The 26492-nt window shown below is 31.0% G+C and carries 24 protein-coding genes and 1 other RNA gene; 7 read left to right on the top strand and 18 right to left on the bottom strand.

Annotation, left to right across the window (positions count from 1 at the left end; translation table 11 throughout):
• Positions 1 to 121 precede the first annotated feature (121 nt).
• Both ACZIYX_RS00245 and rnpB read right to left on the bottom strand, forming a co-directional pair.
• Entirely contained in the window at positions 122 to 742 is a 621-nt protein-coding gene (locus tag ACZIYX_RS00245) for a hypothetical protein (RefSeq protein ID WP_462680174.1), read from the bottom strand.
• Between the two features lie 410 nt (positions 743 to 1152).
• Positions 1153 to 1464, bottom strand: an RNA gene (gene rnpB / locus ACZIYX_RS00240) — RNase P RNA component class A.
• Positions 1465 to 1592: 128 nt separating this feature from the next.
• Here rnpB and ACZIYX_RS00235 point away from each other — a divergent pair.
• Positions 1593 to 3398, top strand: coding sequence for a DNA polymerase III subunit gamma/tau (locus tag ACZIYX_RS00235; RefSeq protein ID WP_462680173.1), 1806 nt, complete (start codon positions 1593 to 1595; stop codon positions 3396 to 3398).
• A 449-nt stretch (positions 3399 to 3847) separates the two neighbouring features.
• Here the strand turns inward: ACZIYX_RS00235 and ACZIYX_RS00230 are convergent, their stop codons facing one another.
• Positions 3848 to 4939 (bottom strand): polysaccharide deacetylase family protein, encoded by a 1092-nt coding sequence (locus ACZIYX_RS00230; protein WP_462680172.1) that lies wholly within the window; start codon positions 4937 to 4939, stop codon positions 3848 to 3850.
• 468 nt (positions 4940 to 5407) lie between these two features.
• Between ACZIYX_RS00230 and ACZIYX_RS00225 the strand changes: the two genes are divergently transcribed.
• A complete protein-coding gene (locus ACZIYX_RS00225) occupies positions 5408 to 5866 on the top strand; it encodes a GyrI-like domain-containing protein (RefSeq protein ID WP_462680171.1) in 459 nt (152 codons plus the stop codon).
• 182 nt (positions 5867 to 6048) lie between these two features.
• Here the strand turns inward: ACZIYX_RS00225 and ACZIYX_RS00220 are convergent, their stop codons facing one another.
• Positions 6049 to 6423 carry a hypothetical protein gene (locus tag ACZIYX_RS00220; RefSeq protein WP_462680170.1) on the bottom strand — a complete coding sequence of 125 codons (375 nt, stop codon included), beginning with the start codon at positions 6421 to 6423 and terminating at the stop codon, positions 6049 to 6051.
• A gap of 39 nt (positions 6424 to 6462) precedes the next feature.
• Positions 6463 to 6780: a roadblock/LC7 domain-containing protein gene (locus ACZIYX_RS00215; RefSeq protein ID WP_462680169.1), complete on the bottom strand. Its 318-nt coding sequence runs from the start codon at positions 6778 to 6780 to the stop codon at positions 6463 to 6465.
• A gap of 213 nt (positions 6781 to 6993) precedes the next feature.
• On the opposite strand from ACZIYX_RS00215, the gene ACZIYX_RS00210 reads away from it, so the two are divergent.
• Positions 6994 to 7284 (top strand): hypothetical protein, encoded by a 291-nt coding sequence (locus ACZIYX_RS00210; RefSeq protein ID WP_462680168.1) that lies wholly within the window; start codon positions 6994 to 6996, stop codon positions 7282 to 7284.
• Between the two features lie 26 nt (positions 7285 to 7310).
• Positions 7311 to 8132, top strand: a complete 822-nt coding sequence (locus tag ACZIYX_RS00205; RefSeq protein ID WP_462680167.1) for a class I SAM-dependent methyltransferase — start codon at positions 7311 to 7313, stop codon at positions 8130 to 8132.
• 212 nt (positions 8133 to 8344) lie between these two features.
• Here the strand turns inward: ACZIYX_RS00205 and ACZIYX_RS00200 are convergent, their stop codons facing one another.
• Complete coding sequence (locus ACZIYX_RS00200) at positions 8345 to 9100, bottom strand: hypothetical protein (RefSeq protein ID WP_462680166.1); 756 nt, start codon at positions 9098 to 9100, stop codon at positions 8345 to 8347.
• Positions 9101 to 9590: 490 nt separating this feature from the next.
• Here ACZIYX_RS00200 and ACZIYX_RS00195 point away from each other — a divergent pair, with 490 nt between their 5' ends.
• Positions 9591 to 10172 (top strand): MiaE family protein, encoded by a 582-nt coding sequence (locus ACZIYX_RS00195; RefSeq protein ID WP_462680165.1) that lies wholly within the window; start codon positions 9591 to 9593, stop codon positions 10170 to 10172.
• A gap of 183 nt (positions 10173 to 10355) precedes the next feature.
• Here the strand turns inward: ACZIYX_RS00195 and ACZIYX_RS00190 are convergent, their stop codons facing one another.
• The 3 genes from ACZIYX_RS00190 to ACZIYX_RS00180 form a co-directional block, all read right to left on the bottom strand.
• Entirely contained in the window at positions 10356 to 11102 is a 747-nt protein-coding gene (locus ACZIYX_RS00190) for a DUF6733 family protein (protein ID WP_462680164.1), read from the bottom strand.
• 31 nt (positions 11103 to 11133) lie between these two features.
• Positions 11134 to 11928 (bottom strand): enoyl-CoA hydratase, encoded by a 795-nt coding sequence (locus ACZIYX_RS00185; protein ID WP_462680163.1) that lies wholly within the window; start codon positions 11926 to 11928, stop codon positions 11134 to 11136.
• A 130-nt stretch (positions 11929 to 12058) separates the two neighbouring features.
• The gene (locus ACZIYX_RS00180; protein ID WP_462680162.1) at positions 12059 to 15079 is read right to left on the bottom strand and encodes an amino acid adenylation domain-containing protein; all 3021 of its coding nucleotides are present in this window, start codon (positions 15077 to 15079) and stop codon (positions 12059 to 12061) included.
• 345 nt (positions 15080 to 15424) lie between these two features.
• Between ACZIYX_RS00180 and ACZIYX_RS00175 the strand changes: the two genes are divergently transcribed.
• A complete protein-coding gene (locus tag ACZIYX_RS00175; protein WP_462680161.1) occupies positions 15425 to 16099 on the top strand; it encodes a Crp/Fnr family transcriptional regulator in 675 nt (224 codons plus the stop codon).
• A gap of 61 nt (positions 16100 to 16160) precedes the next feature.
• On the opposite strand, the gene ACZIYX_RS00170 is transcribed toward ACZIYX_RS00175, so the two are convergent.
• From ACZIYX_RS00170 to ACZIYX_RS00155, 4 genes are all read right to left on the bottom strand, one after another.
• Complete coding sequence (locus tag ACZIYX_RS00170; protein WP_462680160.1) at positions 16161 to 16721, bottom strand: porin family protein; 561 nt, start codon at positions 16719 to 16721, stop codon at positions 16161 to 16163.
• Between the two features lie 146 nt (positions 16722 to 16867).
• A complete protein-coding gene (locus ACZIYX_RS00165) occupies positions 16868 to 17767 on the bottom strand; it encodes a Ppx/GppA phosphatase family protein (protein WP_462680159.1) in 900 nt (299 codons plus the stop codon).
• 5 nt (positions 17768 to 17772) lie between these two features.
• Positions 17773 to 19878, bottom strand: a complete 2106-nt coding sequence (gene ppk1 / locus ACZIYX_RS00160; RefSeq protein WP_462680158.1) for a polyphosphate kinase 1 — start codon at positions 19876 to 19878, stop codon at positions 17773 to 17775.
• Positions 19878 to 20363 carry a SixA phosphatase family protein gene (locus tag ACZIYX_RS00155; RefSeq protein ID WP_462680157.1) on the bottom strand — a complete coding sequence of 162 codons (486 nt, stop codon included), beginning with the start codon at positions 20361 to 20363 and terminating at the stop codon, positions 19878 to 19880. The genes ppk1 and ACZIYX_RS00155 overlap by 1 nt, the downstream gene beginning before the upstream one ends.
• Before the next feature lie 498 nt (positions 20364 to 20861).
• Here ACZIYX_RS00155 and ACZIYX_RS00150 point away from each other — a divergent pair, with 498 nt between their 5' ends.
• Positions 20862 to 22958 (top strand): OmpA family protein, encoded by a 2097-nt coding sequence (locus ACZIYX_RS00150; protein WP_462680156.1) that lies wholly within the window; start codon positions 20862 to 20864, stop codon positions 22956 to 22958.
• A gap of 19 nt (positions 22959 to 22977) precedes the next feature.
• Here the strand turns inward: ACZIYX_RS00150 and pdxH are convergent, their stop codons facing one another.
• The 5 genes from pdxH to ACZIYX_RS00125 form a co-directional block, all read right to left on the bottom strand.
• Entirely contained in the window at positions 22978 to 23625 is a 648-nt protein-coding gene (gene pdxH / locus ACZIYX_RS00145; protein ID WP_462680155.1) for a pyridoxamine 5'-phosphate oxidase, read from the bottom strand.
• An 86-nt stretch (positions 23626 to 23711) separates the two neighbouring features.
• Positions 23712 to 24617 carry a ribonuclease Z gene (locus ACZIYX_RS00140; RefSeq protein ID WP_462680154.1) on the bottom strand — a complete coding sequence of 302 codons (906 nt, stop codon included), beginning with the start codon at positions 24615 to 24617 and terminating at the stop codon, positions 23712 to 23714.
• A 66-nt stretch (positions 24618 to 24683) separates the two neighbouring features.
• On the bottom strand, positions 24684 to 25145 hold the full coding sequence (locus ACZIYX_RS00135) for a thioredoxin family protein (RefSeq protein ID WP_462680153.1): 462 nt from the start codon (positions 25143 to 25145) through the stop codon (positions 24684 to 24686).
• A gap of 48 nt (positions 25146 to 25193) precedes the next feature.
• Complete coding sequence (locus ACZIYX_RS00130; protein WP_462680152.1) at positions 25194 to 25526, bottom strand: ribonuclease Z; 333 nt, start codon at positions 25524 to 25526, stop codon at positions 25194 to 25196.
• Between the two features lie 8 nt (positions 25527 to 25534).
• The gene (locus ACZIYX_RS00125) at positions 25535 to 26461 is read right to left on the bottom strand and encodes an aspartate carbamoyltransferase catalytic subunit (RefSeq protein WP_462680151.1); all 927 of its coding nucleotides are present in this window, start codon (positions 26459 to 26461) and stop codon (positions 25535 to 25537) included.
• Positions 26462 to 26492 lie beyond the last annotated feature (31 nt).

The raw sequence follows: 26492 nt of genomic DNA, 5'->3' as shown, positions 1-26492 counted from the left end.
ACAACATCAAAAAAGCCCGGAAAATTTTAAATATCCGGGCTTAAATTTTTAAATATTTTAAAAAACAAAATTCAAAAAAAAATCATGTAATCATAATACTACTTGAAGTAATTTAAACTTTTTACAAAAAATAACCTTTAATAGAACTAGTTTTATCATTAAATCCAATGTTATCGAAATTAGAAATATAACCTGTTGAATTAGGAGAGACTATTTTGGTATGGGAACTACCACCAAAATTTTTATGTTGATAGAAAATTACTACATAAAATGAAGTGGTGGTGTTCTGTATTTTTGTTGATGATATTTTGTCATTAAAATGATAAGGAGCATTATTAAGGTTATAAATATTAAAAGTGTCAGCCCCTGTTCTAAATCCTCCTCCATAATTTTTATGTTCATAAAAATACCCAGTAGCTCCTGCTACTTTATTATTTTTAGTACTAAAATCTGAAATATTTAAGTTATTTTTAATAAAATCCATTTCTTCCGTTTCAGTATCAAATAAATAAATACTATTAGTATCATCTAACTCTAAACTATGTCCATTCACAATAGCATTTTGGATATTTTGGTTAAGTTCAGGTAACTGTAACTTACCATTCTCATCCAAGGTTGCCTTATATTCAATTTGATTATAGATAAGTTTTACGTCTTTTGTTTGAATTTCAGAATTTAAGTCTTCCTTTGTACAAGAAAAAATAGTTAAAATCGTAACTGTTAAAAAAAATATTTTTTTCATAATTTTTAGGTTTTAAGAGTTTGAATACTTTGAATTTTAGGTTTTAAAATATTTAAAAAATATTGACTTACATGACACTATAAAATTACTTTAATAAAAATAAATAATGTTCTAAAACATTTATTAAATTAATGTTAATCAAACAATTATACATGTAAAAATATTTTTTGCAATTATTGTATTCAAATCTCTTCTCTTTCTTAAGGGTATGTAATTTTATAGGTGAAGAAGCTATATTTAGAGAAGAATCATTTATTTTTTCTTTTATACTCTATCCAACAATAATTTCTTTTTTAAATGCAATTACATTGTCGGGCAAAAACGAAACGTGAAGAAAATATTAAAAAATGATTTTAAAATTCAGGATGAGTTTTTTATCACAAAACTTCATCAAATTCTATATTACAATAAGAAAAAGCAGATCATAAGCCGGATTCTGTTCTTTAAATAAATTAAAGCCCTTATCATTTATCTAGGTCAGTAATTACTTACTGGCTCTAACCGCCTACCCTCCAACATTGGGCGCACAACCCTCAAAAGCTGGTTTACATGGCGTTGCACCGCATAGAGTTTACCTGGTTTCACTACAGCATTATCTGTACATACTTTCTGTTGCACTTGTCCTCGCCTTACGACGGACGGGTATTACCCGCTATACTGTGCTACGGTGTCCGGACTTTCCTCTCTTCGCTAAAGCGAACAGCGATAAGGTGATCTGCTTTGCTGCAAAAGTATTATAATTATAAGACTTGAAATCCGAATTATGAATTATTTTTTGACTGTTAATAACTAACAATAAAAATCGAGGGCTAAAATTCATTATTTCTAAGCAATTTTTAACTTTGTAACGATGGAGCATTTTATAGTATCGGCACGTAAATACAGACCACAGACCTTTAAGGATGTTGTGGGGCAGCAAGCTATTACAAATACTTTGCTTAATGCCATAGAAAATAATCATTTGGCTCAGGCATTATTATTTACCGGGCCCCGTGGTGTTGGAAAAACATCTTGTGCCAGAATTTTGGCAAAAACAATTAATCAGGAAGGAAACCAAAACCCTGATGAAGATTTTGCTTTTAATATTTTTGAACTTGATGCTGCCTCTAACAATTCTGTAGATGATATTAGAAGCCTTATTGATCAGGTACGAATCCCTCCCCAAGTTGGAAAATACAAAGTGTATATTATAGATGAGGTACACATGCTTTCTCAAGCTGCTTTTAATGCTTTCTTAAAAACCTTAGAAGAACCACCTAAACATGCTATTTTTATTTTAGCAACTACAGAAAAACACAAGATAATTCCAACTATTTTATCACGTTGTCAAATATTTGATTTTAAGCGTATTACTGTAACCGATGCAAAAAATCATTTGATGCAGGTAGCAGAACAAGAAGGAATTAATGCAGATGAAGACGCATTGCAGATTATTGCTCAAAAAGCAGATGGAGCCATGCGGGATGCTTTATCTATATTTGACAGAGTAGTTAGTTTTAGCGGTAAAAACCTTACCAGACAAGCAGTTACCGAAAATCTTAATGTACTGGATTATGAAACTTATTTTAAAGCAACCGATTTTATAATCGAAAACAATATTCCACAATTACTTTTAGAATTTAATGAAATTCTTGCTCAAGGATTTGACGGGCATCATTTTATATCTGGTTTGGCATCTCACTTTAGAGATCTATTGGTTTGTAAAAATCAAGCCACTATACATCTGCTTGAGGTAGGAGAACAAACCAAAGCCAAGTATTTTGAGCAATCCAAAAAATCTCCTTATGAGTTTCTTATCAAAGGTATTGATCTTGCTAACGACTGTGACCTAAAATATAAGGCCAGTCGAAACCAAAGATTACTGGTCGAATTATGCCTGATGCAACTTGCCTCTATCCTTACGGATGGAGAAAAAAAAAATGACCAGCCATACATAATTCCACCTTCCTATTTTAAAGAAAAAGGAATTGAAGCAGTCAAAATTTCTTCTGAAGTAAAAGAAAAAGCTTTAGAAAAAGCCGAATCTGTTAAAAAACAAGAAATACCTTCTAATCTTACCGAAAAAAAAGAAGAAATAAAAACACCTTCCATCTACGTTGAAAAGAACAATCCTGACTCTATTTCCGTCAAAAAAACCAGTATTACAGGTATAGATACTGCATTTGACGAGAAAAAAAAGCCTTTAATAAACCGGGAAAGAAGAACATCTGGATTATCATTAAGCAGTATTAAAAAGAAAAAGGAACATGAAGAAAATAAAGAAGAAAAAATAGTAGACCCAAAAAACTTGCCTGCTGAAGAATTTACAGAATCTGAAATGCAAGCTGCATGGATAGAATATGGGAAAATGCAAGATAAAAAAGGGGAACGTATTATAGGTTCTATGTTTGCTATGAATATCCCATCTCTGCAAGATGGTAATGTTGTATTAGAATTGCCTAACCAATCGATGAAGGTGGATTTGGAAAATGCACAATCGGGGTTATTACAGTTTTTATATAAAAAATTAGATAACTATAGTATCGAACTTAAAATAACGGTAAACGAGGAGGCTTCAAAAAAATACGCATTTACGCCACAGGATAAATACGAGAAACTTCGAGAAAAAAATCCTCTGATAGATAAATTGCGCTCTTTATTTGATTTAGACATATAGTACAAAAAACACCTGTTCAATTTTAAAACAGCACTAATAAATTATTCCTTTTTCACCTATTCTTCGTTAAAAAATATAGCCACAACTACATTTATGCTTAGCTCTGCACAGTACTATATATGGTGCCAGATCGAAATCTTTCACAAGTTTTTTACCTTGAGTACTTAAAAAATAAATTCAATTTTTATACACAAGATTTTAACTTTAAAATGGTTTATATATCTTTTCAATAATCTTAAAAAAGAAGAGGCTGTCTAAAAAGTAATTTTTGATAAAATTAAGCTAAATTATTTGTAGTATTTTCTAAAAAAAACTTTATTTCTTTCAGTAAAACCTTCTTTTAGAGTCGGTTTTTTGAAGTATTCATAATAAAAAAAGAGGGTGTCTGACTTTTTAGACACCCTCTTCTTTTTTTAAGATTACGTTATACCAATTACACTTTGGATTTACTAAGCTCTTTTAAATTTGATTTTCAATTTTCTAATTTTACTTGGGTTGAGATTAAATAAAATTTTATTATCTGAACTTATTTGATATGGTATGGACTCTCCTGCATCAGAAATTATTCTTTTAACATCTATTTCTTTAGGGATTTTCATCAGAAATGTTATCTCAGAGCTTATATTTTCCTCTCCATCATATACAAAAGTCATATTCAACGTAGCCCCTTCTTGGCTTACATCAAAACCAGTATGCTTGCTTGTTTCTAAATATTGGATAACTTGTGATGGAGGAGCAACCCACAACTCCCTGTTTTTTTGTAGTTCTTCTAACACCATAATATGTTCTGTATAATCCTTTTCTGGGATACTACCCCATGAATTATCTTCAACCCCATGAACTTCTCGTATTGCCCACTGGCTTTTTTTTGCGGCCAAAAAAGCTAATTCACTAAGGTTCTCTATTGGTAGACCTGGAGCATGAGCATAAAATTTAAGATCAAAATATGGTGTCGTATTATCATTCAAAAAATCCGGGCTTAATTCTTGAGTAAATGCACCTGAACGTGCCCCCAAATATTTTTTATCCATAAGATACTTCAACATATCTGGGGTATATTGGTCAAAAGGAAAAGCAAAAAACAAAGGTTCTTTTTCTGTGTTTTCAAAAATTAACTGATGGCTTTTATCTATTTCAATATCAAAATCATCAGCATCCCAAAATTGAGTAGGACACCAGCTAACATTATGCCCGCAATAATGATTATGTGTATGATTTATAGGTTCGTGTCCATTACTGATTAATCTTTTGGCAGCCTGCCACTCCTCTTGATTTACTTGACTTGTTACTATAGCAAAACCAAATTTTATATCATGTTTACGGGCTATCTCATCGGCATGATTTATAATTCCATTTGTGCTGGTTATACCAAAATCATCGTGTATTAAAGAATATACTCCTTTGGTATTGTTTTTCCATTTAGAAATTTCTATTTCAACATTTTTAATGTGTTCAATTACTATTAAATCATAGTCATTTTCGCAAGACGTAACGCATGTTAATAAGGCTATTAACAGAGAAACATAAGTTGTTTTTTTCATAAATAGTTGGTTAATTATATTATTAATTTATTCATCTAAATTAATAATATTTGTTAATTCATTGTCACAAAAAACGCAAAAACCCATGGGTTTTAAACATAATTAAAATGTATGCATGAGTTATATTAATAAAATTAAATTTTGTTAATATAATCATAGTTTTTTTATACAATACATAACACAAGAAAACGCAATTGGCTATCAAACCAGAGGTAGAATTTTTCTTTTTTTATATATGGATGGATGATTTTTAGAGAGATTATTACAAAATGAAACCCAAAAGAATTGTATTTATTGAAGAACTCAGAGAAAAAACTATGATACTATTATTGTTTTTAAAAATCTATATAGTAATAAACACGATTTACTACAATTAAATAATACAATGTATAATATACTACTGACATACTCTTGTCATTAATCCCACTTAGTTTTGTTGCACAATTAAACTTTTAATGATTTAAGAATATGATAAAAACAAAACTTGCACCTTTTTGGGTAATTGGAATCTCTGTACGTACAACTGGAAAAAAAGAGCAATTCATTAAGGATATTCCTGAATTGTGGAACACTTTTACAGGAAAAGAAACTATCTATAAAATCCCTAATAAACTCGAAAATTCTATTTATGTAATATATACCGATTATGAAAGTGATCATACAGAAGGATATACTACAATTATAGGGTGCAAAGTAAAAAACATAAATACTGTTCCTGAGGGAATGGTTGGTATACAAATTAAAAAAAATGTATACTCCAGATATACTGCAAAAGGAGATATTACTAAGGGAATAGTTTATGATAAATGGGTGAATATTTGGGAAACAAATTTAAACAGATTGTATACTACCGATTTTGAAATATATGGCGACGATGCAAAAAACCCTAAAGATGCTGAAGTTGATATTTATGTAAGCATATCATAAAATCAAAAGCCTCCGCAATAGATTATATACTTAATTATTATCTATATTTTTAGCATTTATTCAATATTAAGAAATAAAAAAGTCTCATAAACTTTTAAGCTATTGAGACTTTTTTATTTACTAACAAGTATCCCTTATTGCATGTATAATAATATTTTAACTATTATTTTACAGGAAATAAATTATAGTTGAGATACTACATCTTTCTTATATTTTTTAAGAAGCGCTCTGGTCATTCCTAAATTTGCTTTTGAAGAATCCACAGCTAAATAGATAAAGTACTCTCCATTTTCAGAAAGATCTATAATATGGATTTGATTATTAAGAGTTATTAAAATGTCCTGAATGTTTGATTTTAAGCCTAATGCTTTTATAGCATTTTGTTTAGCTTTTACTACTTCTAAGTTATAAGCCGATGCTATTTCAGGATCAAAATCTTTTTTTTCTGAATTGGATACATAACAAACACCAGTGCTTACCTCGGTTATTGTAACCGCAACATAACCAGGGACATTAGTTTTAACATCTTCGATAAATTGTTCTAAAAAATTTGACATAGTTTGATTGATTTAAGTTTTTAGATTATTAAATTAAAATTATTTTTGTACAGAACTCATATACTTAAGAAGTAATCCGAGCTTAGACAAATTGTTAGAGACTACTAATAAAATAGAATCTTTATCCAGTCTGTTTGCTATAAAAAAACTATCTGCTGATTTAGCCATTAATTGGTCCATATCAGAACCAACTATATCTTTTAAAATGGCATTGCACATAGAAAATGCTGTTTCTGTCATCATAGCAAGATTACTGTCAAATTCTGTACCCAAAGAATCGATCACATCACCTTTATTGTCTGTTAATATAACAACACTGGCTTCTGTGTCTTCTTTTATCTTTTTAAGATCATGCATTAGTTTCTATTTAGAAGGATATTTCTGTTTATTGTTCTGTAAATATAAAAATAAAATTGATTTAAAAAGAAAAAAAAATTCTTTCATCGTATTTTTTTTACCTTTCATCGATATTTATTATATTTGACACTATTATAACGTTATAATTAATTAATTATTTGTATTGCCGATTTTTTTTAAAATTAGTTCTAATCTATTTACCTACGCACAATTATGATTTTAATACAACTACCCTATTCAGAATTAAAAACAGTTCTTAATAAAAGAAAAGAAGAATTTAATTCTTATAGAATATCTAAAGGAAAGTATTCTGTAAAAACGGAAGATATTTCTGATATTATAGAGCGATTAACTCTTAAAGAATTAGAAAGTACACAAAAGAACAAAAAAGTTCCTGCCTTAGATCACGATTATATAAGTTCTGAAGATACTACAAAAGCAACACAAACATATACAGAAAAAATAAAAGGGGGTTATTTTGGAAAAAGGAGAAGTCGTTTTTGATATTAATACTCTTATACTCAAAAGTTATGCAAATACATGAAACTGCTTTTGTAATTTCTACATACCGGTCATATTATGAGGATATCAGTAAAGATATTTATGCCAAATTATGGAATAATCCCAAAACCGAAGCTCTGATTCCTTCTATTTTAGAAACAATTTCTAAAGATGAAGCCATTTTGCATAGTATTAGAAATCGTTTTTTTTATGAGACTCTGAAATTGTTTTTCATAAAAAACAGTGGCGGTACTTTAATCAACTTTGGAGCTGGTTTTAGCATGTATCAATTTCTTATGGAAGATAATGTTACTACTATTGAAATCGACAAACAAGATATTATTGATTATAAAAAAGAGAAAATTGATTCGTGGATCCGCCAAGGAAAACTTCCCTATCGTAAAATCCAATATTCTGTAATTGATTTTAATCAAAGAACAGAAAAAGAAATCATTGAAACCCTGCGTCCTTTAATAAAAAACAAACCAATTTTTATTCTTTTGGAAGGAGTGTTATTTTTTCTAAATCAAAATACCACAAACAAATTATTTAACATTTTTAGAGAGTTACAAAACGAAGGAGATCTGATAGGATGTGTATCGTACTTACCCGAAGTTGAAAACACAGAAGTATATAAACGCTTATTAAACTATTTTGATAGTAATAATGACACTAACGAACCTTTTGCCCATCAAACAATACCTGCTTCATATTATAAAAACCTAGAAGGGTATTTACTAAAAGAGCATATAGATGAATTTCAATTGTCAAAAATCTATATTAAGGATAGTGCCATCAAGAATAAAACTCAGATACTTAATGAAAATATGTATATTTTAGAAAGATATTGATTTTTATTATCCTGCTATCCTTTTTTGTATAGTGAGCTTGCTCTGGGCTTAATACAAAATAAATGAAAGTATTATAGGTTTTTTAAAAGCAAAAAACAACCTATCAAAATATTTAATACTTTAGTCAATTACTCCGGGGCAAGCCCCGGAGAATTATACCCTGCATTGCGGGCCAAAACCTATAATGCTTTCATTCAAAAAACGAAATCAATCTAAACCATGCTGGCCAAAGCTTCTGCCTGACTTGTGATATTTTCGTTATACAAACTACTCAATGATTGTACTGCTATAGTAGCATCATTACTATTTTGTGTACTATCTGCATTTATCCAAACAAGTTGTTGCCCATTACCTTGCAAATTAAATGCTACAGACTGTGTATCTGAAGGAATTACTGTAACCAGTTCTTGAGAATTTCCAGCATACTTGATCACATTATTTGGATCCACCAATTTATTTACAATATATACCTGAGCCTTGCTTTCTGAAAACTGTACAGATGTAAATTGGTTAATATTGCTTTGGATACGAGCCGAATACCAGTGCGATTCAGGAACTGCATAAAAACGAGTAAATTTCTTAAATGCTTGCTCTTCACCATTTAATTCTAGTTTTGTGTTATTAATACCTTCTGTATCTAAAGGCATTTTTACGCTACCAATGAAGGCTTGAATTTTTGCACCCTGATTTCCGTTGGTTATTGCTACAGATACTGTATTTGTTTGGCTTCCATTAACAAAACACAATGCAGCCAATCCTTGGTTCATAGTAGTACCAGGAACTGTAACTTGCACAGGTGGTTGAGAATTTGACCAAACAATGTTTAACACTGTAGAAGCATCGTTTCCTGCTGCGTTATAAAAAAACAAACAATATAATTGCCCATTATTTAAACTACCAGTACTAGTTGCTGTATCTCCTTGATTAAGCTCTATTAGTCTCCCGTTATTCCAGTTTATTGTTGACATGATTTATTGATTTTTAGTTTTAGTCCCTACTCTAAATTAATAAGATTTTCAGGTTCCTCTTATTTGTAATCAAAAATTGATAGTAGCTACTCAATCGAATATTTTGTTGATTACTTTTATTTTTAAGTCTGTAATAATTACACACTCAACAGATATTTTTTTATAGTATACTAATACTCTAAATGTATAAATTAATTTCAAAAAACGCTTACAGGAACACGACCATATTAGTACTGTTTATATCGCTTCACAAATACAATATCAACCTGAAAAACAAACACTTAAACCTTTTTAATTAGTACGGTTACCCTTATCTTACCAATGATAACTCCTTTGCTTTTTTATAGTAAAACAGTACAAACATATTGTGCTTTCGAGATTATCTATTTTACTCTTTACAGAATCAATCCTTAAACACCTGGTACTGTTTTGCAATATTATAATATCTTTGTAACCACTGGTTTTATTAATAACTAAATAAAAAAGATAAATGCTTGGTTTAAAACTTCCTACCGATCCTAGATGGGTAAACATAGCAGAAAAAAACATGGAAGAAATCCTTACAGATCACGCATATTGTGAGCAAAAGGCCACTTCTACCGCAATATCCCTTATTGTTAGTTTTCCTGAATATACAGAGTTGGTACAAGAAATGACTAAACTAGTTAAAGAGGAAATCAGCCATTTTAAAATGGTTCATGATAAGATCATTGCTCGTGGGTGGGTTTTGGGAAGAGACAGAAAAGACGAATATGTATTGCAATTAATTACTTTTTTTCCGAAAGGAGGCAGCAGAACCACGCAACTTATACATCGTTTATTATATGCTGCGCTAATTGAAGCCAGAAGTTGTGAACGCTTTAAATTATTATCTGAGGAGCTAGAAGATCAGGAACTGGCAGATTTTTATCGAAGCTTGATGGTAAGTGAAGCAAATCACTATACTATGTTTTTAAATTTTGCCCGTCAATATGGAGATCGGGAAGAAGTAGATAAAAAATGGCAGGATTTATTAATTTTTGAAGCCAATATAATGAAAGACCTTGGTAAAAAAGAAACTATTCACGGATAGCAATATACTTGGTACAAAATAGAATAAGGCTACCCAACAGGATAGCCTTATTCATTACATCACATTTTAGATTACTATAAAAATCTGAACTGTGAAAACGGGCTTTCAAACTATTTTTTGCCTTGAACTTCGATTTTTTCCTTTATAAATCTTTTATACCATTTCATATTAATTTAGCTATATTTAAAAAGGAATGAAAGCAGATACTTTATAAAACTCATCTGAAGCTCCAACATCTGAAACTAAATTGGCTCCACCAGAGAATCTAAATGCCATTCCATTATCTAATTTTAATTTTACAGATGGTCCTAAAAACCTGTATACCTGGATATTTTTATTACCATCGGATTCTTTTTCTAAATTCATGAACGCCAGTTCTTCAAAAAAGGCTCCTACAACTACTCTTTTACTAATGTTTATTCCCGGAGCTGCCCAAAGTAAAAATAAATCTCTGGTATCAATTGTTTCTCTGTCCCTAATAGATTTATAGTAGGCAACATACCCTTCTACATCAAAAATATTATCGTGATATGCTAAGAAAAAATTAGGGATAACGGCTTCGGCGATCTGTGTTCCTTCTATATTAGAAAAGAATTTACCATGTGCTAATCCTATTCCCGGATTTAGGTATAGTTTATTGTTTGCTGCCTTAAATCCTAACCCTACTCCTGTTTCCAGTAATTGATCGCTTCCGGATTTTACATTCCCAAAAGAGGTATTTGTCCAGAACATACTATAAAAAGTAATATCAAAATTTTTATTGGTTTCAAAACTTCCGACAAATAATGGTGAAAAACCAGCTACACTATTTTGTATAACTTTTACTGCTAAGTTTGCTTTCTTTTTGGTTTCTTGTTTTGTTTCTTCCTGTGCTTGTATCAAGCTATATTGCATAAATAATGCTACAAATACGATTATGATTTTTTTCATGATATGATTTTTTTTAAATAAGTTTTAATAATTAAAATGTTTGAATGGTTTGTGCTTGATTTGATTTACTAAAGTCTGGTGTTCTTTTCTCTACAAAAGCCTGCATACCTTCCTTTTGATGTTCTGTTGCAAATAGTGCATGAAACACCCTTCTTTCATAAAGTACTCCTTCTCTAAGGCTTAACTCGGTAGCTCTGTCTATTGTTTCTTTGGCTATCATTACCGAGGTTTTGCTATAAGATGCGATTAGTTGTGCTGCTTGTAAAGACTCTTCTATTAATTTTTCTGCTGGTACGATTCTGGATACCAACCCAGATTGCTCTGCCTCTTCGGCATGCATGAGCCGACCAGTTAAGATTAGATCCATTGCTTTGGTTTTACCAACCAGTTTGGTTAGTCTTTGTGTACCTCCAATACCTGGTATTACCCCTAGTTTTATTTCTGGTTGTCCAAATATTGCCGTTGTTGATGCATAAATAATGTCGCACATCATGGCTAATTCACACCCACCTCCCAGAGCATACCCCGATACGGCAGCTATTTTTGGGGTTCTGATAGCTGTAAAAGCTTCCCATCCGGCAAAATAATCTTCATGAAACATCTCCAAATAGGATTTATCCTTCATTTCTTTTATATCTGCTCCTGCTGCAAATGCTTTTTCGGATCCTGTGATTACAAAACATCCTACTTCTGGATCCTTATCCAGTTTTTGCATTGCAGATACCATTTCTTGCATCAATGCATTGTTTAGTGCATTTAGTGCTTTTGGGCGATTTAAAGTTATAATCGCCACCCGTTTTCTTTGTTCGATTTTGATATTATCCATAGGTTTTATTTTTGCACAGCATCTCCCTGCAATCTTTCTGTTTTTGGAAGAAAGTCTTTAAAAAATTTACAGATTTTGCTGTGCGTTATTGTATAAAAAAAGATGAGTTTGTGTTCTTTATTTAATTTTTTTAAGAATCCCAAATCGCTCCATACGCGGGAATCCCTCTGCTTTCCATGCCGTAAACTACTTGCCAGGTCAGTTTTTTGTTGGAGATACAGATTACTGCCTCGGCATTAAATTCTTTATACGCTTTATATGCCAGTTTTACCATGTCTGGTTTTCCATGCTCGTCTGTATCCCATATCAATGCTTCTGGTTGTGATTCCAGAATTTCATCTACCAAATCATCCCCGTAGGTTTTTCTTGGGTTTCGTGTTGCCCATATTAAACGAGCAGGGGTTTCGTGTGAAAAAAGATGTGGCAAACATGGCCCAATCCCACTACCCGTGGCCACCCAGATAACTTTTTTAAATAATTTATCTACATTTCCTACTCCTGCGGTTGTTATACCTTTTACCCATAAGTATTTCGGCATATCATCTATAAGATCTCCTGTCCAATCTCCTGCACGAGAAATTGTTAGCCTAAACCCTTCTTTACCTGGTTCTGGTACGTTTGCAAAGGAGTGCCATTCCATTAACGGATCTCTGCTTATTGCTGTAGAAGAGCCGGCAAAAGGAGTTTCGCCATAATTAAATCTGGCCAAAATAACATGGTTAGAAGGTTTGGTAATATCTACTTTAACTTTTTTAAGACGCAGCCATGGTAAAGCAATACTAACAGTAATCAATACCAACATCCAAAAACTAAATGAATTATATAAAGCTTCTGAAAAATTTATTTCAGAGTTTTGTTGTTTGATTATCAAAAGTATTTGCACCCAGAATAAAAGTAGTGCGGTCCACCCTCCAAAACGATGTGTTCTTTCAAAATTATCATGAAATTTTGCCCTCATCCCTGGTAAAGCCATGATTATCATATAAATCAAGATTCCTGTAAGTACCGATGTAATCCATAACAAGGTTATGCTTTTGGGTTGTTGATTAAAGCTATTAAAAAAATCATAATACAAAGATCCCATAAAGACTGTAAACCATAAAGTCCCGCTAATTGTACCTCCTATATGAATGCCTCCAAAATGATATACTTTTCCTGCTCTTCGCCGTATAGAAAGCGGCCAACTGGTTGGAATACTGGTTGCTATCCAAAACAAAAAATTAATAATATACTGTTGTCTTATCAAAATCCCAATAGTAAAATTTATTAATGCTATTTTTGAAATTATATCTAGTCTTATGTTCTCTACAGACCACCACCCTGCTTCTGTTATTCCATAAATTAAGACTCCGATATTAGCAGCCAAAAGCAAAGCAAACAACCTGTAATAATGCATAAGTTTTTCTCCTTTCCATATTCTGCTAAACGTTTTTTTTTGAGGGGGGAGTTGTATTTTGTCTAAATCAAAAACCTGGCTGTTTTTTTTTGTTTCCTGATCTTTAATTATTGTTTCTGTATCCATTGATGTTTGATATTGAGAAATACTATCTAATAATTTTCTTTTATCAATTTTTCCTCTGTTGGTCATAGGCAATTCTTTCATTGTTATAACTATAGCCGGCACACAATAATATGGAAGCACTTCGGCAACTGCTTCTTTAACTTTTTCGCTATTTACGGTTTCTGGGCTAACAAAGGATATTAATGTTCTGTTGTCTTTTTTTAAAGTTATTGCTCTTTTACTTTCTGGCATTTTTTCAATTATAGAGGAAACAGAATCCAGTTCTACTCTAAAACCACATATTTTTACCTGATCGTCAGTTCTTCCCAAATGTTCAAGTTCACCATCCAGAGTCCATCTTCCTAAATCTCTTGTTCGGAACATTTTTTTTCCTTCCCCAAGAAATGGATCCTCCAAATATCTTTCGTTTGTAAGAACTTGATTATTTATATATCCTTTGGTTACACAAAGGCCCCCGGCCCACATTTCTCCTACCTCACCTATAGCACAAGGTGTTAAATCCTCGTTCAATATATATACTGTATTATTGGGTGTGGGTTTTCCTATCGTGAGTAATTCATCTGTTGGAAAAAAACGTTTTACTGTATTTATTATAGTAATCTCTGTTGGGCCACAAGAATTATGAAAAGCACAAAATGAGGACCATTTTTCTGCCAGAACTCTTGGACATGGTTCTCCTGCAACTATTGCGACCTTGACGTTTTTACACAATTCGACGTCTAATGAGCTAAGAATCGTTGGTGTAGAAATTACTACGTCTACTTTGCTTACTGTTTCTTGAATATTTTTTCCTCTAATAACCAAAGTTGCCCCGTTTGCAAGGCTTCCCAGTATTTCCCATACAGACATATCAAAAGCAATACTTAATATTTGCCCTACTTTTAATCCTGGTCTCATTCCTAAATTACCCGGTGATGTGAGAAGAATATTACATGTATTACCATGAGTAACCTGAACTCCATTGGGATCCCCGGTGGTTCCCGAAGTAAAAATTATATAACAAACATCATTTTCTGTAACTGCTACATTGGGTTGTTTTATTTCTTCTTCAGGTTTTCTGTACGAAGATTTCAAAAAATCATCTATGCATATATGTTTTGTGCTTTCAATTACCGGAACAGAATCTTTATGTTCTGAAAGAGTTAAAATTATATTTATAGATGCCGATTTAACTACATATCGCAACTGGCTCTCTTTGGCTAACCCAATATGCTGGGGAACATAGGCTGCTCCTGCTTTTAAAATAGCTAGTATCCCAACTATCATAGGTATTGATCGTTGTATAAACAAACCAACATTATCTCCTTTTTGAACCCCGCTTTTTATAAGTTCTAAAGCAAGCAAATTAGCCTGGTTATTTAACTCCCCATAAGTAATTTCTTCTGTTAAATAGCTAACAGCTATGCTGTTTGGATTTACTGCTGCATTTGCTTCAAATGCATGATGTATGCATCTGTATGGTACTCTTGTAATGGGACCTTGTCCAAATCTTTGAAAAAGATATTGGTCTGATAATGATAAATTTGTAATTTTAGATTTTAAAAAAGTATCACCTGGTACTAAGGGTACAGGCCCAAAGGTATCACGTATTTCTGCTTCAGAAATATCATGAGAAACTGTGGTTTCCATTGTTTGAAAGTCTATTTGATTTTTAATTTATTTAATAAAATATCAGAAGAAGATAAATGACTACTACTATATGGATCAAAATTGTCTTTAGATTTTAAATCTATTATTTTCATGATTTTGTGCTAATTAAGGGTTAAAATTCTATCCCGAAATTAGATTTGTATTATTAGTATTGATATAAAAAATCTAACACAAAATCTCTTTTTTTTTATTTATGAATATTAAAAAATTACTGGTATAACTCATAAAATTTATGGATTTGCATTAAAAAAGAAACATAATTTTAATAATATTCTTTGATTTTAACAGTTTATCATGATTAACTAAACTAAACTCAACAAGACAATGAATCTGGAGTTATTTGATATTCTAATAAAGAAAGAGAAGTATACCTGTAAATTTTATAAACAAAATGAGATCATTAAAAACAATGAATGTTTTTCTGAAAAAATTTACCTTATTAAGGAAGGAGTAGTAAAAATATGTTGTATCACTAATAATGGGGAAGAAATAATACCTGTTTTATTAGCTAAGAATCAAATTTTTGGAACAGACATTATTTTTGGCAGAATGTACTCTTTATTTTCCTCAGAGTCATTGTGTGCAAAAACAATAATATATGAATTTAAGATAAATGACATTTATGATGTCATCAAGAAAAATAATTTTTTGTATAAAGATCTTTTATATATTTTGGATTTGGAATACTCTGAGCTCGAAAAGAGGATAAAAAACCTGCAAATAAGATCTACAGAATTAAGGTTAATTAATGCTATTATAGAGTTTAAAGAAAAATTTGAATGTTCTTCAGATTTTCTTAATGAAACAATAATTATAAATTCTCCTTTTAATCAAGATGAGTTAGGTAATTATATAAGAACATCCAGAGTGACCACCAATAGTATAATTAGTGGTTTAAAAAACCGTTCCCTAATAAATTATCAAAAGAACAATATTACATTGAGGAAGAGTTTTTTTAATTATTATAAACTAAACAGTCCTAACAATTATAGTAATTAGCTAAAAAAGGCATAGGTTTAAAAAAACCTATGCCTTTTTTAGCTATATATTAATATGTGTTCTATAATTTATATCCTACCGAAAGCTGGATGTTTCTGGTGTTTCCTTTTGCTCCTTCGGGAATATTTTTGTCATCAATTATATTGGACAACCCAAAATCATAGCGTAGATCTGCAAAAAAGTTTTCTGTGATATTTGCTCCAATCCCACCAACTGCCGAAATATTGAAAGTATTAAAATTAGTTTCTATTACATTATCATCTTCCCATTCCCATATTTTGAGCCCAATCTGGGGTCCTGCATGGATGTTGAAATAGTTTGAAAAATTATACTTAAGAAAAACAGGTAGTTGTAGATAATCTACATTTAAGGATTTATCATCATTACCAAGAGAAGAGTATTGAAATTCTGGTTGAACACTCCATTTTTCTGTTAAGGGGTATTCTGCCAAAAAACCTGCAACAATCCCTAATCTGCTATCTTCAAGATCTTTGGGTATATCATTAGAGCTAATAGAGCTAAGGTTTGCTCCTATTCTTATCCCATAGGAAACTTCCTGAGCATTAGATAGCAATACTCCAAATACAAAAAAGACAGCTGTAAATAGTATGTTTTTTCTCATAGTAACTTGATGTTTTATTATGAATACAATTTAACATAAAAAAATAGATTTATAAAGAGAAATCATTTATTCTATATTAAATAATCTATTTAAATTATTTTCACAATAATCTTTTTAAAACTGTTTAAAAATGCTTAGTACAGATTTTACTGGCTATTAATTTTTTCATTATATAGTGATTTTATTATACCATCAGACAATCCAATTTTTGGTACATGTATTTCTCTTGCATTGCTCCATTTCATTGCAGAAAGATATATTCTAACTGCTGGTACAATAACATCTGCTCTGTCTTGGTTCAAATTAAGTTGCCAAATTCGCTCTTCGTATGTTAAAGAATTAAGCAATTTATAGTAAGAACTAAGGTATAGAAAGGATAATGGTTTCCCCATGCTTTTTCCGCTATTTTTGAAAATATTATTAATATTCCCTCCGGATCCAATTAATGCTACCCTGTTGTAGTTTTCTGTATTTTTCTTTATCCAATATTCTACATCTTCCCAAACTTGTTCAGAAACTAAATCATTAAGTAATCTTACTGTTCCCAACTTAAAAGACCTTGATACTATACTATTTCCATTATGATATAATGTAAATTCAGTACTACCTCCACCTACATCTACATATAAATATGTTGCATCTGTATTAATTAATTGGTGTAAGTCTGTCATTGCAATTATTGCTGCTTCATGGTTACCATCAATAATATGTATTTGGATTCCTGTTTTTTCCTTTATGAGTTGTACAATTTCTTCTCCGTTCTCAGCTTCTCTCATCGCCGATGTTGCACAGGCTTTATATCTAACTACTTTATGTGTTCTCATTAATAGCTGATATGCCTGCATTGTATCCACCATTCTTGTGATATTTTCGTGAGATACTTCTTTAGATTTAAAAACATCTTCTCCAAGACGAATAGGTACCCGAACCAGACTTGTTTTTTTGAATCTGGTAGCTTTACCGTCTTCTTGATGAACGCTGCTTATTAGCAATCTTACTGCATTAGAGCCAATATCAATAGCTCCGTATTTTTCTATCTTTAACAAAATAATTAATTTCCAAGTTTTTTTAAGTAATAGTCATAAGTTGCTATTTGCGATCTTACTTTTTCTTTATCGTTTCTAATGTAAGCATTATCCTGATCTTTAGAAAGTTTTCTGGCTTTGACATTATCACTCCAACATATATTAAAAGTATCTATTAATTCTAATTTAATATCTTCGTCATAAATAGGGCAAGATATTTCTACTCTTCTATCTAAATTACGAGTCATCCAATCTGCAGAAGATATATAGACTTTTGGGTTTCCTCCATTTTGGAATATATATAGCCTTGGGTGTTCTAAAAACTTATCTACTACACTTATAGCCCTAATGTTTTCACTCATTCCCGGAATCCCTGGTATCAAACAACATATACCCCGAATAATCAGGTCTATTTTTACTCCTGCCCTACTTGCTTCATATAACTTGTCGATCATATCATAATCACTTAGGCTGTTAAGTTTAAGTTTGATACTTGCAGGCACACCTTTACTTATATTGCCAATTTCTTTATCTATTAATTTTACCAAGGATGATCTGGTATAATGGGGAGAGACCAGTAAATGTTTATATCGATATGTTTTATAATTTATTTCAAAAAAATTAAAAATTCTGTTTGTTTCTTTTAAGATATCTTCATTGGTTGTAAACAAGGTATAATCTGTATATATTTTTGCTGTAGATTCGTTAAAATTTCCTGTGCTTATAAACCCGTATCTTTTTAGTTTTCCTCTTTCTTCTCTTTCAATAACACATGCTTTACAGTGTACTTTTAATCCTGTTACACCAAAAATTAAATTCACACCTTCTCTTTGCATTTGTTCTGCGTATCTAATATTTGCTGCTTCGTCAAAACGTGCCTGTAACTCGATCTGAACCAAAACATTTTTGCCATTTTTTGCTGCATTTATAAGAGAACTGGCTATATGCGAGATATTTGCCAACCTGTAAATTGTTATTTTTATACTCTTTACTTTGGGATCAATAGCAGATTCTCTTAAAAATTTTACGGTATATGAAAATGTATGGTACGGGGTATATTGCAAAAAGTCTTTTTTAGCAATTTTATCCAACAAACTACCTTGTAAAACAAGATCTGGTATTGCTAAAGGTTTCATTTGTTGGTAAACCAAACTTTCATCTCCAAGATCCGGAAAATCCATGTAATCTCTTCGGTTATGATATTTCCCTCCTGGTATAATACTATCTGTATTATCCACCCCCATTTTTTCCATCAAAAAATTGAGGGTGTCTTTTTCTATAGTTTGGTCGTATACAAATCTTACCGGCTCGCCATCTCTTCTGGATTTTACACTGCTCGAAATTTTTTGTATAAAGCTCTTACTTAAATCATTATCAAAATCCAGTTGTGCATCTCTGGTAATTTTAATCATGTGTGCAGAGGCACTTATATAATCAAAAATACTAAAATTTATATGCATGCAATATCTTATCAGATCATCTAAAATAATAATATATTGTTTCCCGTTTTTTTCAGGAAGTACTACAAATCTATCTGTATCCTTAGGAATCTCTATAAGTGCATATATTTTTTCTTTAGTAGTTTGTTGCAATATTTTTGAAATCCTTCCTTCTTTTGGTATTTTTTCTTTGAGCACCAATTTTACTGCCAGATATGCTACACTATCTTTTAAATGGGGAAATTTTTCTAAATCATTAAGGATATAGGTTACAAGAGCCGGGCTAACCTTACTAACAAAATAATTGCGTACAAATGCATCCTGATCGAGTGTTACTTGATTTTCATCGATAATAAAAATACCTCTTTGTTTAAGTTCTTCTTTTATTACATCTATAGCTTTAAGGCTTTCTTCTTGTTGTTTAATAACTATTGCTGTTATTTTTTCCAGCAGTTTACTTGCCGTTGTTCCTTTAAGAACATTTTTACCATCTTTACCTGCAAGGTCTATTCTTTTAATTGTAGCATATCTAACTTTAAAGAATTCGTCTAAATTATTAGAGAATATACCTATAAAACGTAACCTTTCTAATAGGGGCACGGTATTATCCGAAGCTTCTTGTAATACTCTTGCATTGAATTGTAACCAACTTAATTCTCTGTTTATATATTGATTTGTATACTTTTCTGCCATTATTTGAGGGTTTTAGGAAAAATAGTTAGAAGGTTTTTTCCTACATTTATATCCTTCCAGTTTTCCGCTTCAAATTCTATAGCAACAACCCCGGTAGTTGGTAAGTTATCTATATATACGTTTCCTAACAAATTTGCAATAGAAGTAAAAGCATGATTATGTCCAAATATCATTAAAGTTTGAATTGTGTTTTCGCAATTTTTGATAACATTAATTACTTTGGATCCTTCAAAATCATAAAGATCTGGTTCTAAAAAAAATATATCTTCAGATATATTTAATTGGTCGCATATAATTTTTGCTGTACTATGTGCTCTTTTTGCCGGGCTACACAAAACTCTATCTATTGGTTTTACTATTGTTTTTAACTGTTTTCCAATTAATTCTGCATCTTTTAAACCTCTTTCATTAAGTGGTCTTTGATCATCAGGCAAATTAAACCCCCATGAAGATTTTGCATGTCTGATTATATATAAAGTTTTCATGTATTTGATACTATTTTTATAAAAACGAAGTTATTTTATACAAGTTTAAGGATTCGATTTCAAAAATCTTAATATTAAGGATATAAAAATATGTATTTTGTATGTATTCTGACACAGATCGATTCTTTTAATTCTAAATAAATTTTTATTAACGAACAGTTGTTGAAAAAGAGTAGGATTTTTGCTAATTAAATGAAAATGAATATTATATACATCTGATTTTAATCGACAAAAATGACATTTACATCGAAAACATCATTTTTTTCTCCTTTAATTAAATGTTAAAATATAAATTTACATACGGTTTTCCCTTAAATCAGAGTGTTTCTCCCAAACATTATGAGTACAGATTTATCATAATATTATTTTAGGGTTATTAAAAACAAAAAAGTGGAAAAATTGATTACCAAGAGATTAAAAAATATCAGGCTTCAAAATTTATCACTGCTTACGTGTGTGTGTTGTTTTGTTTGTTCAATTACATATAGTCAAGTAGAGGTGCCTTTAAAGAAACGGACAGAACTTACTCTAAAAGGAGACTTTAAATTTGTTTCGAATACGATTTTGGGTAAGGTTAGCAACGATGATGGATCTAATGTATTTGATCCTAATAAGAGTTATAATGAGGGTGGTTTAAATAATCAGTTCCGAATGGGGTTTATTGATATCGATAATGACCCTTCAACTTTTAATTCCAGTAGCGCAGATTTTGATATCGACTTTAACTGCAATACTATTAAGCATGTTGGTTTATACTGGACAGCGGCTTATGCAGATGCAAACAGAAAACACGATATTACCTCTGTTAAAATAAAATATCCGGGAAAAGAATCCTATACCACTATTAATGACGGAAAAATAATTCATGATTATTATCATGACAATGAATCTTTGTTTAAGCAATATTCTTGTTATAAAGATATAACTGCGGATATATTAAATTTAGAAAACCCTATAGGAACGTACACTGTGGCTAATATTCCTGCCACCACAACTTCTGTAAATGATGATCCTACTTTAGGGAACGGGCTTGCCGGAGGTTGGACAATGATAGTTATTTATGAGGATGATACTAAACCCAGAAAAAGATTTTATGTATATGATGGTTTTGTAAATATTGATTCCAAAGCAAAACCTGTTGCTTTTTCTTTTAATAATTTTCAAACTATACCTAATGGATCTGTTCACGGAAAAATAGGGGTTATAGCTTATGAAGGAGATAAAGGCATTATTGGAGACCGTTTTCAAGTAATGTCCAATGAAACAAATAAATACAAAAGTCTTGCTGATGGTATTAACCCCATGAACAATTTTTTTAACGCTAATATTACTGAAAATGGCAAAAATGTTACATCCAGAGTACCTGCCAGTGAAAATACTTTAGGATATGACGCTGATTTATTTGATATAAAAAATACACGAAACAGTATTATTGGCAATAATCAAACTGAGGCTAATTTTAGATTATCGACCAACAATGATGGGTATTCGGTTATGGCTGTTGCTTTTAGTATTGAAATATATGAACCAGCAATTCATATCGTGAAAAGATCAAAATATACTGCTACTAATGATTATATACATCCTGAGGATCTTTTGGCTCCCAATCAGGAAATAACTTATAATCTTACCATATATAATGATGGTAATGACGATGCCAGAAATACTACTATCAAAGATGTTTTACCTAAGAATGTTATTTTTTCAGAAAAATCTATGATATTACCTTCCAAAAAAGTTAAAGTCAAGTTTGACGAAGAATCCAGAACTTTAAGCTTTGCTATACCTGATAAAATGGTAAAAACGGATAGCGAACCTTTTAAAATTAGCTATAATGTAATCGTAGATACTGGTTGTGAAGGTATTAGCACACTAGATGACATAATGGTGATTGATCAGCCTGTTACCGCAGAGTTTAACGGAACATTAAATGAAACTGTAAAATACTCTAAAGGATATAATCATATTAATTCTTGCAGCTTGCCAGATTATTACCAGTTTAAATTAGCTATAGATATTAGCACTTTAAATTGCCCAAATGCTAATCGTTTGGTATCTATCCCCAAAAAAAGAATGGATAGTGGGTTTACAGCATTAATACCCGGAGAAACCGATGAGATAAAAAAATCTAACAATACAGAAAATGGTGGTATTTCTCCAGATGGTATTTTGCCTTCAAAAGCAACACCAGATAAATCATCTTTAAAATCGGATATAATATTAAATAAAACGATAAATGATCTTATTAACTTAAATGAGATTTATTTTGATTTTGATAAATGGGATATTACTGAAAAAGCAGAATTTGAACTGGATAAGGTTGTTAAAATTATGAATGAAGACTATCCTAATATGGTTATCAAAATTGAAACCCATTCGGATAGCAGAGGTGATGAAAATTACAATCTTACTCTTTCTCAAAAAAGAGCAGAATCTATATACAACTACTTATTAAGCAAAAATATTTCTAAAAACAGGATTCTTTCTTATGTTGGTTTTGGAGAAAGCAAACCTGTTAACAACTGTAAAGATGGCAAAGATTGCTCTGAAGACCAGTACCAAAAGAATAGAAGATCCAGCTTTGTAATAATGTAACTTACTGTTTAATAAAAAATTAAGGAGACAATCTACTTGTAGACCAACTATTTTTTTCTTTAGCAGAAAACCTTATACGATCGTGCAATCTGTTTGCTCTACCTTGCCAAAATTCAAATTCAACAGGATCTATACAATAACCGCCCCAAAATTCTGGCTTGGGTATTTCCTTTTCCTTATACTGCTCCTCTAGGGATTTTAATTTATTCTCCAAAGACTCTCTTGACAAAATCACTTCGCTTTGGCAAGATGCTAAAGCCCCTAATTGGCTTCCTCTGGGACGGGATAAAAAATAACGGGTACTGACTTCTTCTTTTATCTTTTGAGCAAGCCCCTTTATAATAACTTGTCTTTCCAGATTTGGCCAAAAAAAAGAAATACAGATTTTATTATTATTTGCAATAGCCTTTCCTTTTTCTGAATCGTAATTTGTATAAAAAACAAAACCATTTTCATCAAAATGCTTTAATAATACAATTCGTGCTTTGGGAAAACCGTCTAATCCTATTGTTGTTACCGTCATTGCATTGGTTTCTTCTACTCCACCGGCAGCTTCGACTTCTTTAAACCATTCCGAAAAAAGTGTAAAAGGAGATTCTGGAAGATCTTTTTCTTCTAAAAAACTTTTTTCATAAGATTTTCGGTATGTTGTAAGATCTCTGTTCATCGATATTTTAAATTATTATTTATACTTTACAAATTTATAATAATTCTAAACCAGAAACTATATAAATAAAACAATAGCTGTCTGTTTCAATATTCAAACACTTTACCATCATCAGCTATTTCTACTTCATCAAAAACTGTTTTAGCCTCTTCTCTAAACAATTCGATATTTTCATATCTAGTAGAATAATGCCCTAATATCAGGGTTCCAACATTTGCTTTCTTTGCTATGGTTGCTGCTTCAATAGCCGAGCTGTGCCCGGTTTTTGTGCATAAATGATTATGGCTTTCTAAGAATGTAGATTCGTGATATAAAACAGTAGTATTTTTAATTAAAGGAATTTTTGCTTCATCATACTTAGTATCGCTACAGTATGCATAACTTTTAGTTGGTTTAGGGGGTAATGTAAGTTTTTCATTAGAAACCACAACACCATTCTCCAAAACAATATCCTTCCCCTTTTTAATTGAACGGTAATATGCCTTATCAATTTTATAATTCTCTACTTCATTTATCAACAAGGTTCTGTCTCCTGCTTTTTCTTTAAACAAAAACCCATTACAATATATCCTATGCTGTAATGGTATTGTGCTAACTATTACTTTTTCATCTTCAAAAACAACTTCGGGTTCTGCATTTGTTAATTCATGAAAATGTAATGGGTAATCGGTCCATGAATTAGAAAGTTTCAGCTGTAAAATAATTGCTTCTTTTATGCCTTTGGGACCATGAATATGTAATGGTGTATCCCTGTTAAGCAATCTATATGTTGAAACTAAACCAATTAATCCATAAAAATGATCTCCATGAAGGTGAGAGATAAAAATATGTTGAATCCTCGAAAATTTAATTTTATTTCGCCTTAATTCTACTTGGGTACCTTCACCACAATCAATCAAAAAAATATGATTATTAATTTCTAATACTTGTGATGTAGGGTTGGTAAATGTTCTGGGGGTTGCAGAATAACAACCTAAGATTGTAAGTTTCAAATTATTTTTTCTATTTTTTAGTATATGGGTCGTGAATATAATTCAATCTAATGCATAAATCCTATTTTAATGATTAAAAGAATCAAAAGAGGTTAGTAAAGATATGTATTCTTTTGATCCAAAGCCTCTTCTATAACCGGTAACCCCAAGTACTCTTGCTTCTTTATCCAAGACTAAAATCACAGGAAACACCCATTTTTTATTGTACTCATTTGCCAGATACTTATTTTTATTTTGTTGGTCTACAGAGAGTTTATTCTTTTTTCGTTTTGGGAAATCAGCTTTAAGCCATACAAAATTATCTTTTGCAAAAGCTTTAAAATCTTCATTGGAAAAAACATTTTTTTCTAATTTTATACAAGAGGGGCACCAATCTGATCCTGTAAAAAACAGCACAATGTTTTGATCTGTTTTTTTTGCCAGTAATTTTGCTTCCTGAAGATCGTATTTCCAATCCTGAGCAATAATTATATCGTTATTAAAAAAAACAAATAAGAATACTAATATAAGAGGTACTAATTTTTTCATAATACATCAGACGAAATAAAAACCGGATGATTACAAAATTAGTCTTTTTTAAAACCCTAAATCTCTCTCTATTTCTTCCATTTCAACCAGATCATAAGCTTCTTGTAATGTTGGAACAATGGTTATTTCGTTAGAAACATCATCATAAGCTATTTTATCGCTAACAATAACAAAAGACCGTTTGGCTGTTTTATATTTTTTTGATAATAATAAAAACTCGTTGATATCACTAACTGAAATTTGTTTTAGAGAAAAAAGATTAATTATAATGTTATCGTTTTTCAGGGAATCGTACTTGCTTTCAATACCATTAACAAGTTCTACGATAGTAGTTTTTTCTTGTGTTATAATAGTCGTTGATCCTTCTTTATTAAAAATCATAAATAGTATTATTTAATTTTTGAAGCTAAAAGATAAATTACAGCCATTCTCACTGCAACTCCATTTTGTACCTGATCCAATATAATGGCTTGATTAGAATCAGCAACATCGCTCGTGATTTCTACTCCACGATTGATTGGTCCTGGGTGCATAATTACAATTTCTTTATCCAGACTATCCAATAATTTTTTATTGACTCCAAATTGTTGTGTATACTCTCTGGTAGAAGGAAAATAACTTATTTCCATTCTTTCATTTTGCACGCGTAACATATTTGCTACATCGCACCACTCCAGTGCTTTTTTAAGATCAGTCTCTACTTGTACTCCAAGTTTCCCTATATATTTTGGAATGAGTGTTTTTGGCCCGCATACTTTTACTTCTGCTCCTTGTAATTTTAAAGCAAATATATTAGAAAGTGCAACTCTTGAGTGTAATACATCTCCTACGATTACTACTTTTTTCCCTCTTACTTCGCCTAGTTTTTCCCGAATAGAATAGGAATCCAACAGAGCTTGTGTAGGATGCTCATGGGCACCATCTCCTGCATTAACAATACTTGCATTTACATGTTTGGATAAAAACACACCTGCACCAGGGTTTGGATGTCTCATAACAACCATATCGACTTTCATAGAAAGGATATTATTAACAGTGTCTATAAGTGTTTCTCCTTTTTTTACTGAAGAAGATGCTGCTGAAAAGTTTATTACATCTGCAGAGAGTCTTTTTTCTGCCAATTCAAAAGATAATCTGGTTCGAGTACTATTTTCAAAAAAAAGATTAGCTATTGTGATATCTCTAAGCGAAGGAACTTTTTTTATTGGTCTGTTAATCACTTCTTTAAAGTGATCTGCCGTTTCAAAGATTAGATTAATATCTTTTTGGTTAAGATATTTTATTCCTAGTAAGTGGTTTACACTTAATTCGCTCATTCGTATTAATTTATTTTTTTAACAAACTGTT

This window comes from Aquimarina sp. (genome assembly GCF_977115655.1).
Note: the sequence above shows the minus strand (reverse complement) of the source record. Positions and strands in the feature narration are given on the sequence as shown.

Bases quoted from the DNA above. Each gene is read 5' to 3' on its own strand.
- ACZIYX_RS00175 (WP_462680161.1), top strand. From the start codon at position 15,425: ATGAATCTGGAGTTATTTGATATTCTAATAAAGAAAGAGAAGTATACC.
- ACZIYX_RS00210 (WP_462680168.1), top strand. From the start codon at position 6,994: ATGATTTTAATACAACTACCCTATTCAGAATTAAAAACAGTTCTTAAT.
- ACZIYX_RS00195 (WP_462680165.1), top strand. From the start codon at position 9,591: ATGCTTGGTTTAAAACTTCCTACCGATCCTAGATGGGTAAACATAGCA.
- ACZIYX_RS00170 (WP_462680160.1), bottom strand. From the start codon at position 16,721: ATGAGAAAAAACATACTATTTACAGCTGTCTTTTTTGTATTTGGAGTA.
- ACZIYX_RS00185 (WP_462680163.1), bottom strand. From the start codon at position 11,928: ATGGATAATATCAAAATCGAACAAAGAAAACGGGTGGCGATTATAACT.
- pdxH (WP_462680155.1), bottom strand. From the start codon at position 23,625: ATGAACAGAGATCTTACAACATACCGAAAATCTTATGAAAAAAGTTTT.
- ACZIYX_RS00230 (WP_462680172.1), bottom strand. From the start codon at position 4,939: ATGAAAAAAACAACTTATGTTTCTCTGTTAATAGCCTTATTAACATGC.
- ppk1 (WP_462680158.1), bottom strand. From the start codon at position 19,878: ATGGCAGAAAAGTATACAAATCAATATATAAACAGAGAATTAAGTTGG.
- ACZIYX_RS00215 (WP_462680169.1), bottom strand. From the start codon at position 6,780: ATGCATGATCTTAAAAAGATAAAAGAAGACACAGAAGCCAGTGTTGTT.
- ACZIYX_RS00155 (WP_462680157.1), bottom strand. From the start codon at position 20,363: ATGAAAACTTTATATATAATCAGACATGCAAAATCTTCATGGGGGTTT.
- ACZIYX_RS00200 (WP_462680166.1), bottom strand. From the start codon at position 9,100: ATGTCAACAATAAACTGGAATAACGGGAGACTAATAGAGCTTAATCAA.
- ACZIYX_RS00220 (WP_462680170.1), bottom strand. From the start codon at position 6,423: ATGTCAAATTTTTTAGAACAATTTATCGAAGATGTTAAAACTAATGTC.
- ACZIYX_RS00125 (WP_462680151.1), bottom strand. From the start codon at position 26,461: ATGAGCGAATTAAGTGTAAACCACTTACTAGGAATAAAATATCTTAAC.
- ACZIYX_RS00190 (WP_462680164.1), bottom strand. From the start codon at position 11,102: ATGAAAAAAATCATAATCGTATTTGTAGCATTATTTATGCAATATAGC.
- ACZIYX_RS00235 (WP_462680173.1), top strand. From the start codon at position 1,593: ATGGAGCATTTTATAGTATCGGCACGTAAATACAGACCACAGACCTTT.
- ACZIYX_RS00130 (WP_462680152.1), bottom strand. From the start codon at position 25,526: ATGATTTTTAATAAAGAAGGATCAACGACTATTATAACACAAGAAAAA.
- ACZIYX_RS00245 (WP_462680174.1), bottom strand. From the start codon at position 742: ATGAAAAAAATATTTTTTTTAACAGTTACGATTTTAACTATTTTTTCT.
- ACZIYX_RS00135 (WP_462680153.1), bottom strand. From the start codon at position 25,145: ATGAAAAAATTAGTACCTCTTATATTAGTATTCTTATTTGTTTTTTTT.
- ACZIYX_RS00205 (WP_462680167.1), top strand. From the start codon at position 7,311: ATGCAAATACATGAAACTGCTTTTGTAATTTCTACATACCGGTCATAT.
- ACZIYX_RS00180 (WP_462680162.1), bottom strand. From the start codon at position 15,079: ATGGAAACCACAGTTTCTCATGATATTTCTGAAGCAGAAATACGTGAT.
- ACZIYX_RS00225 (WP_462680171.1), top strand. From the start codon at position 5,408: ATGATAAAAACAAAACTTGCACCTTTTTGGGTAATTGGAATCTCTGTA.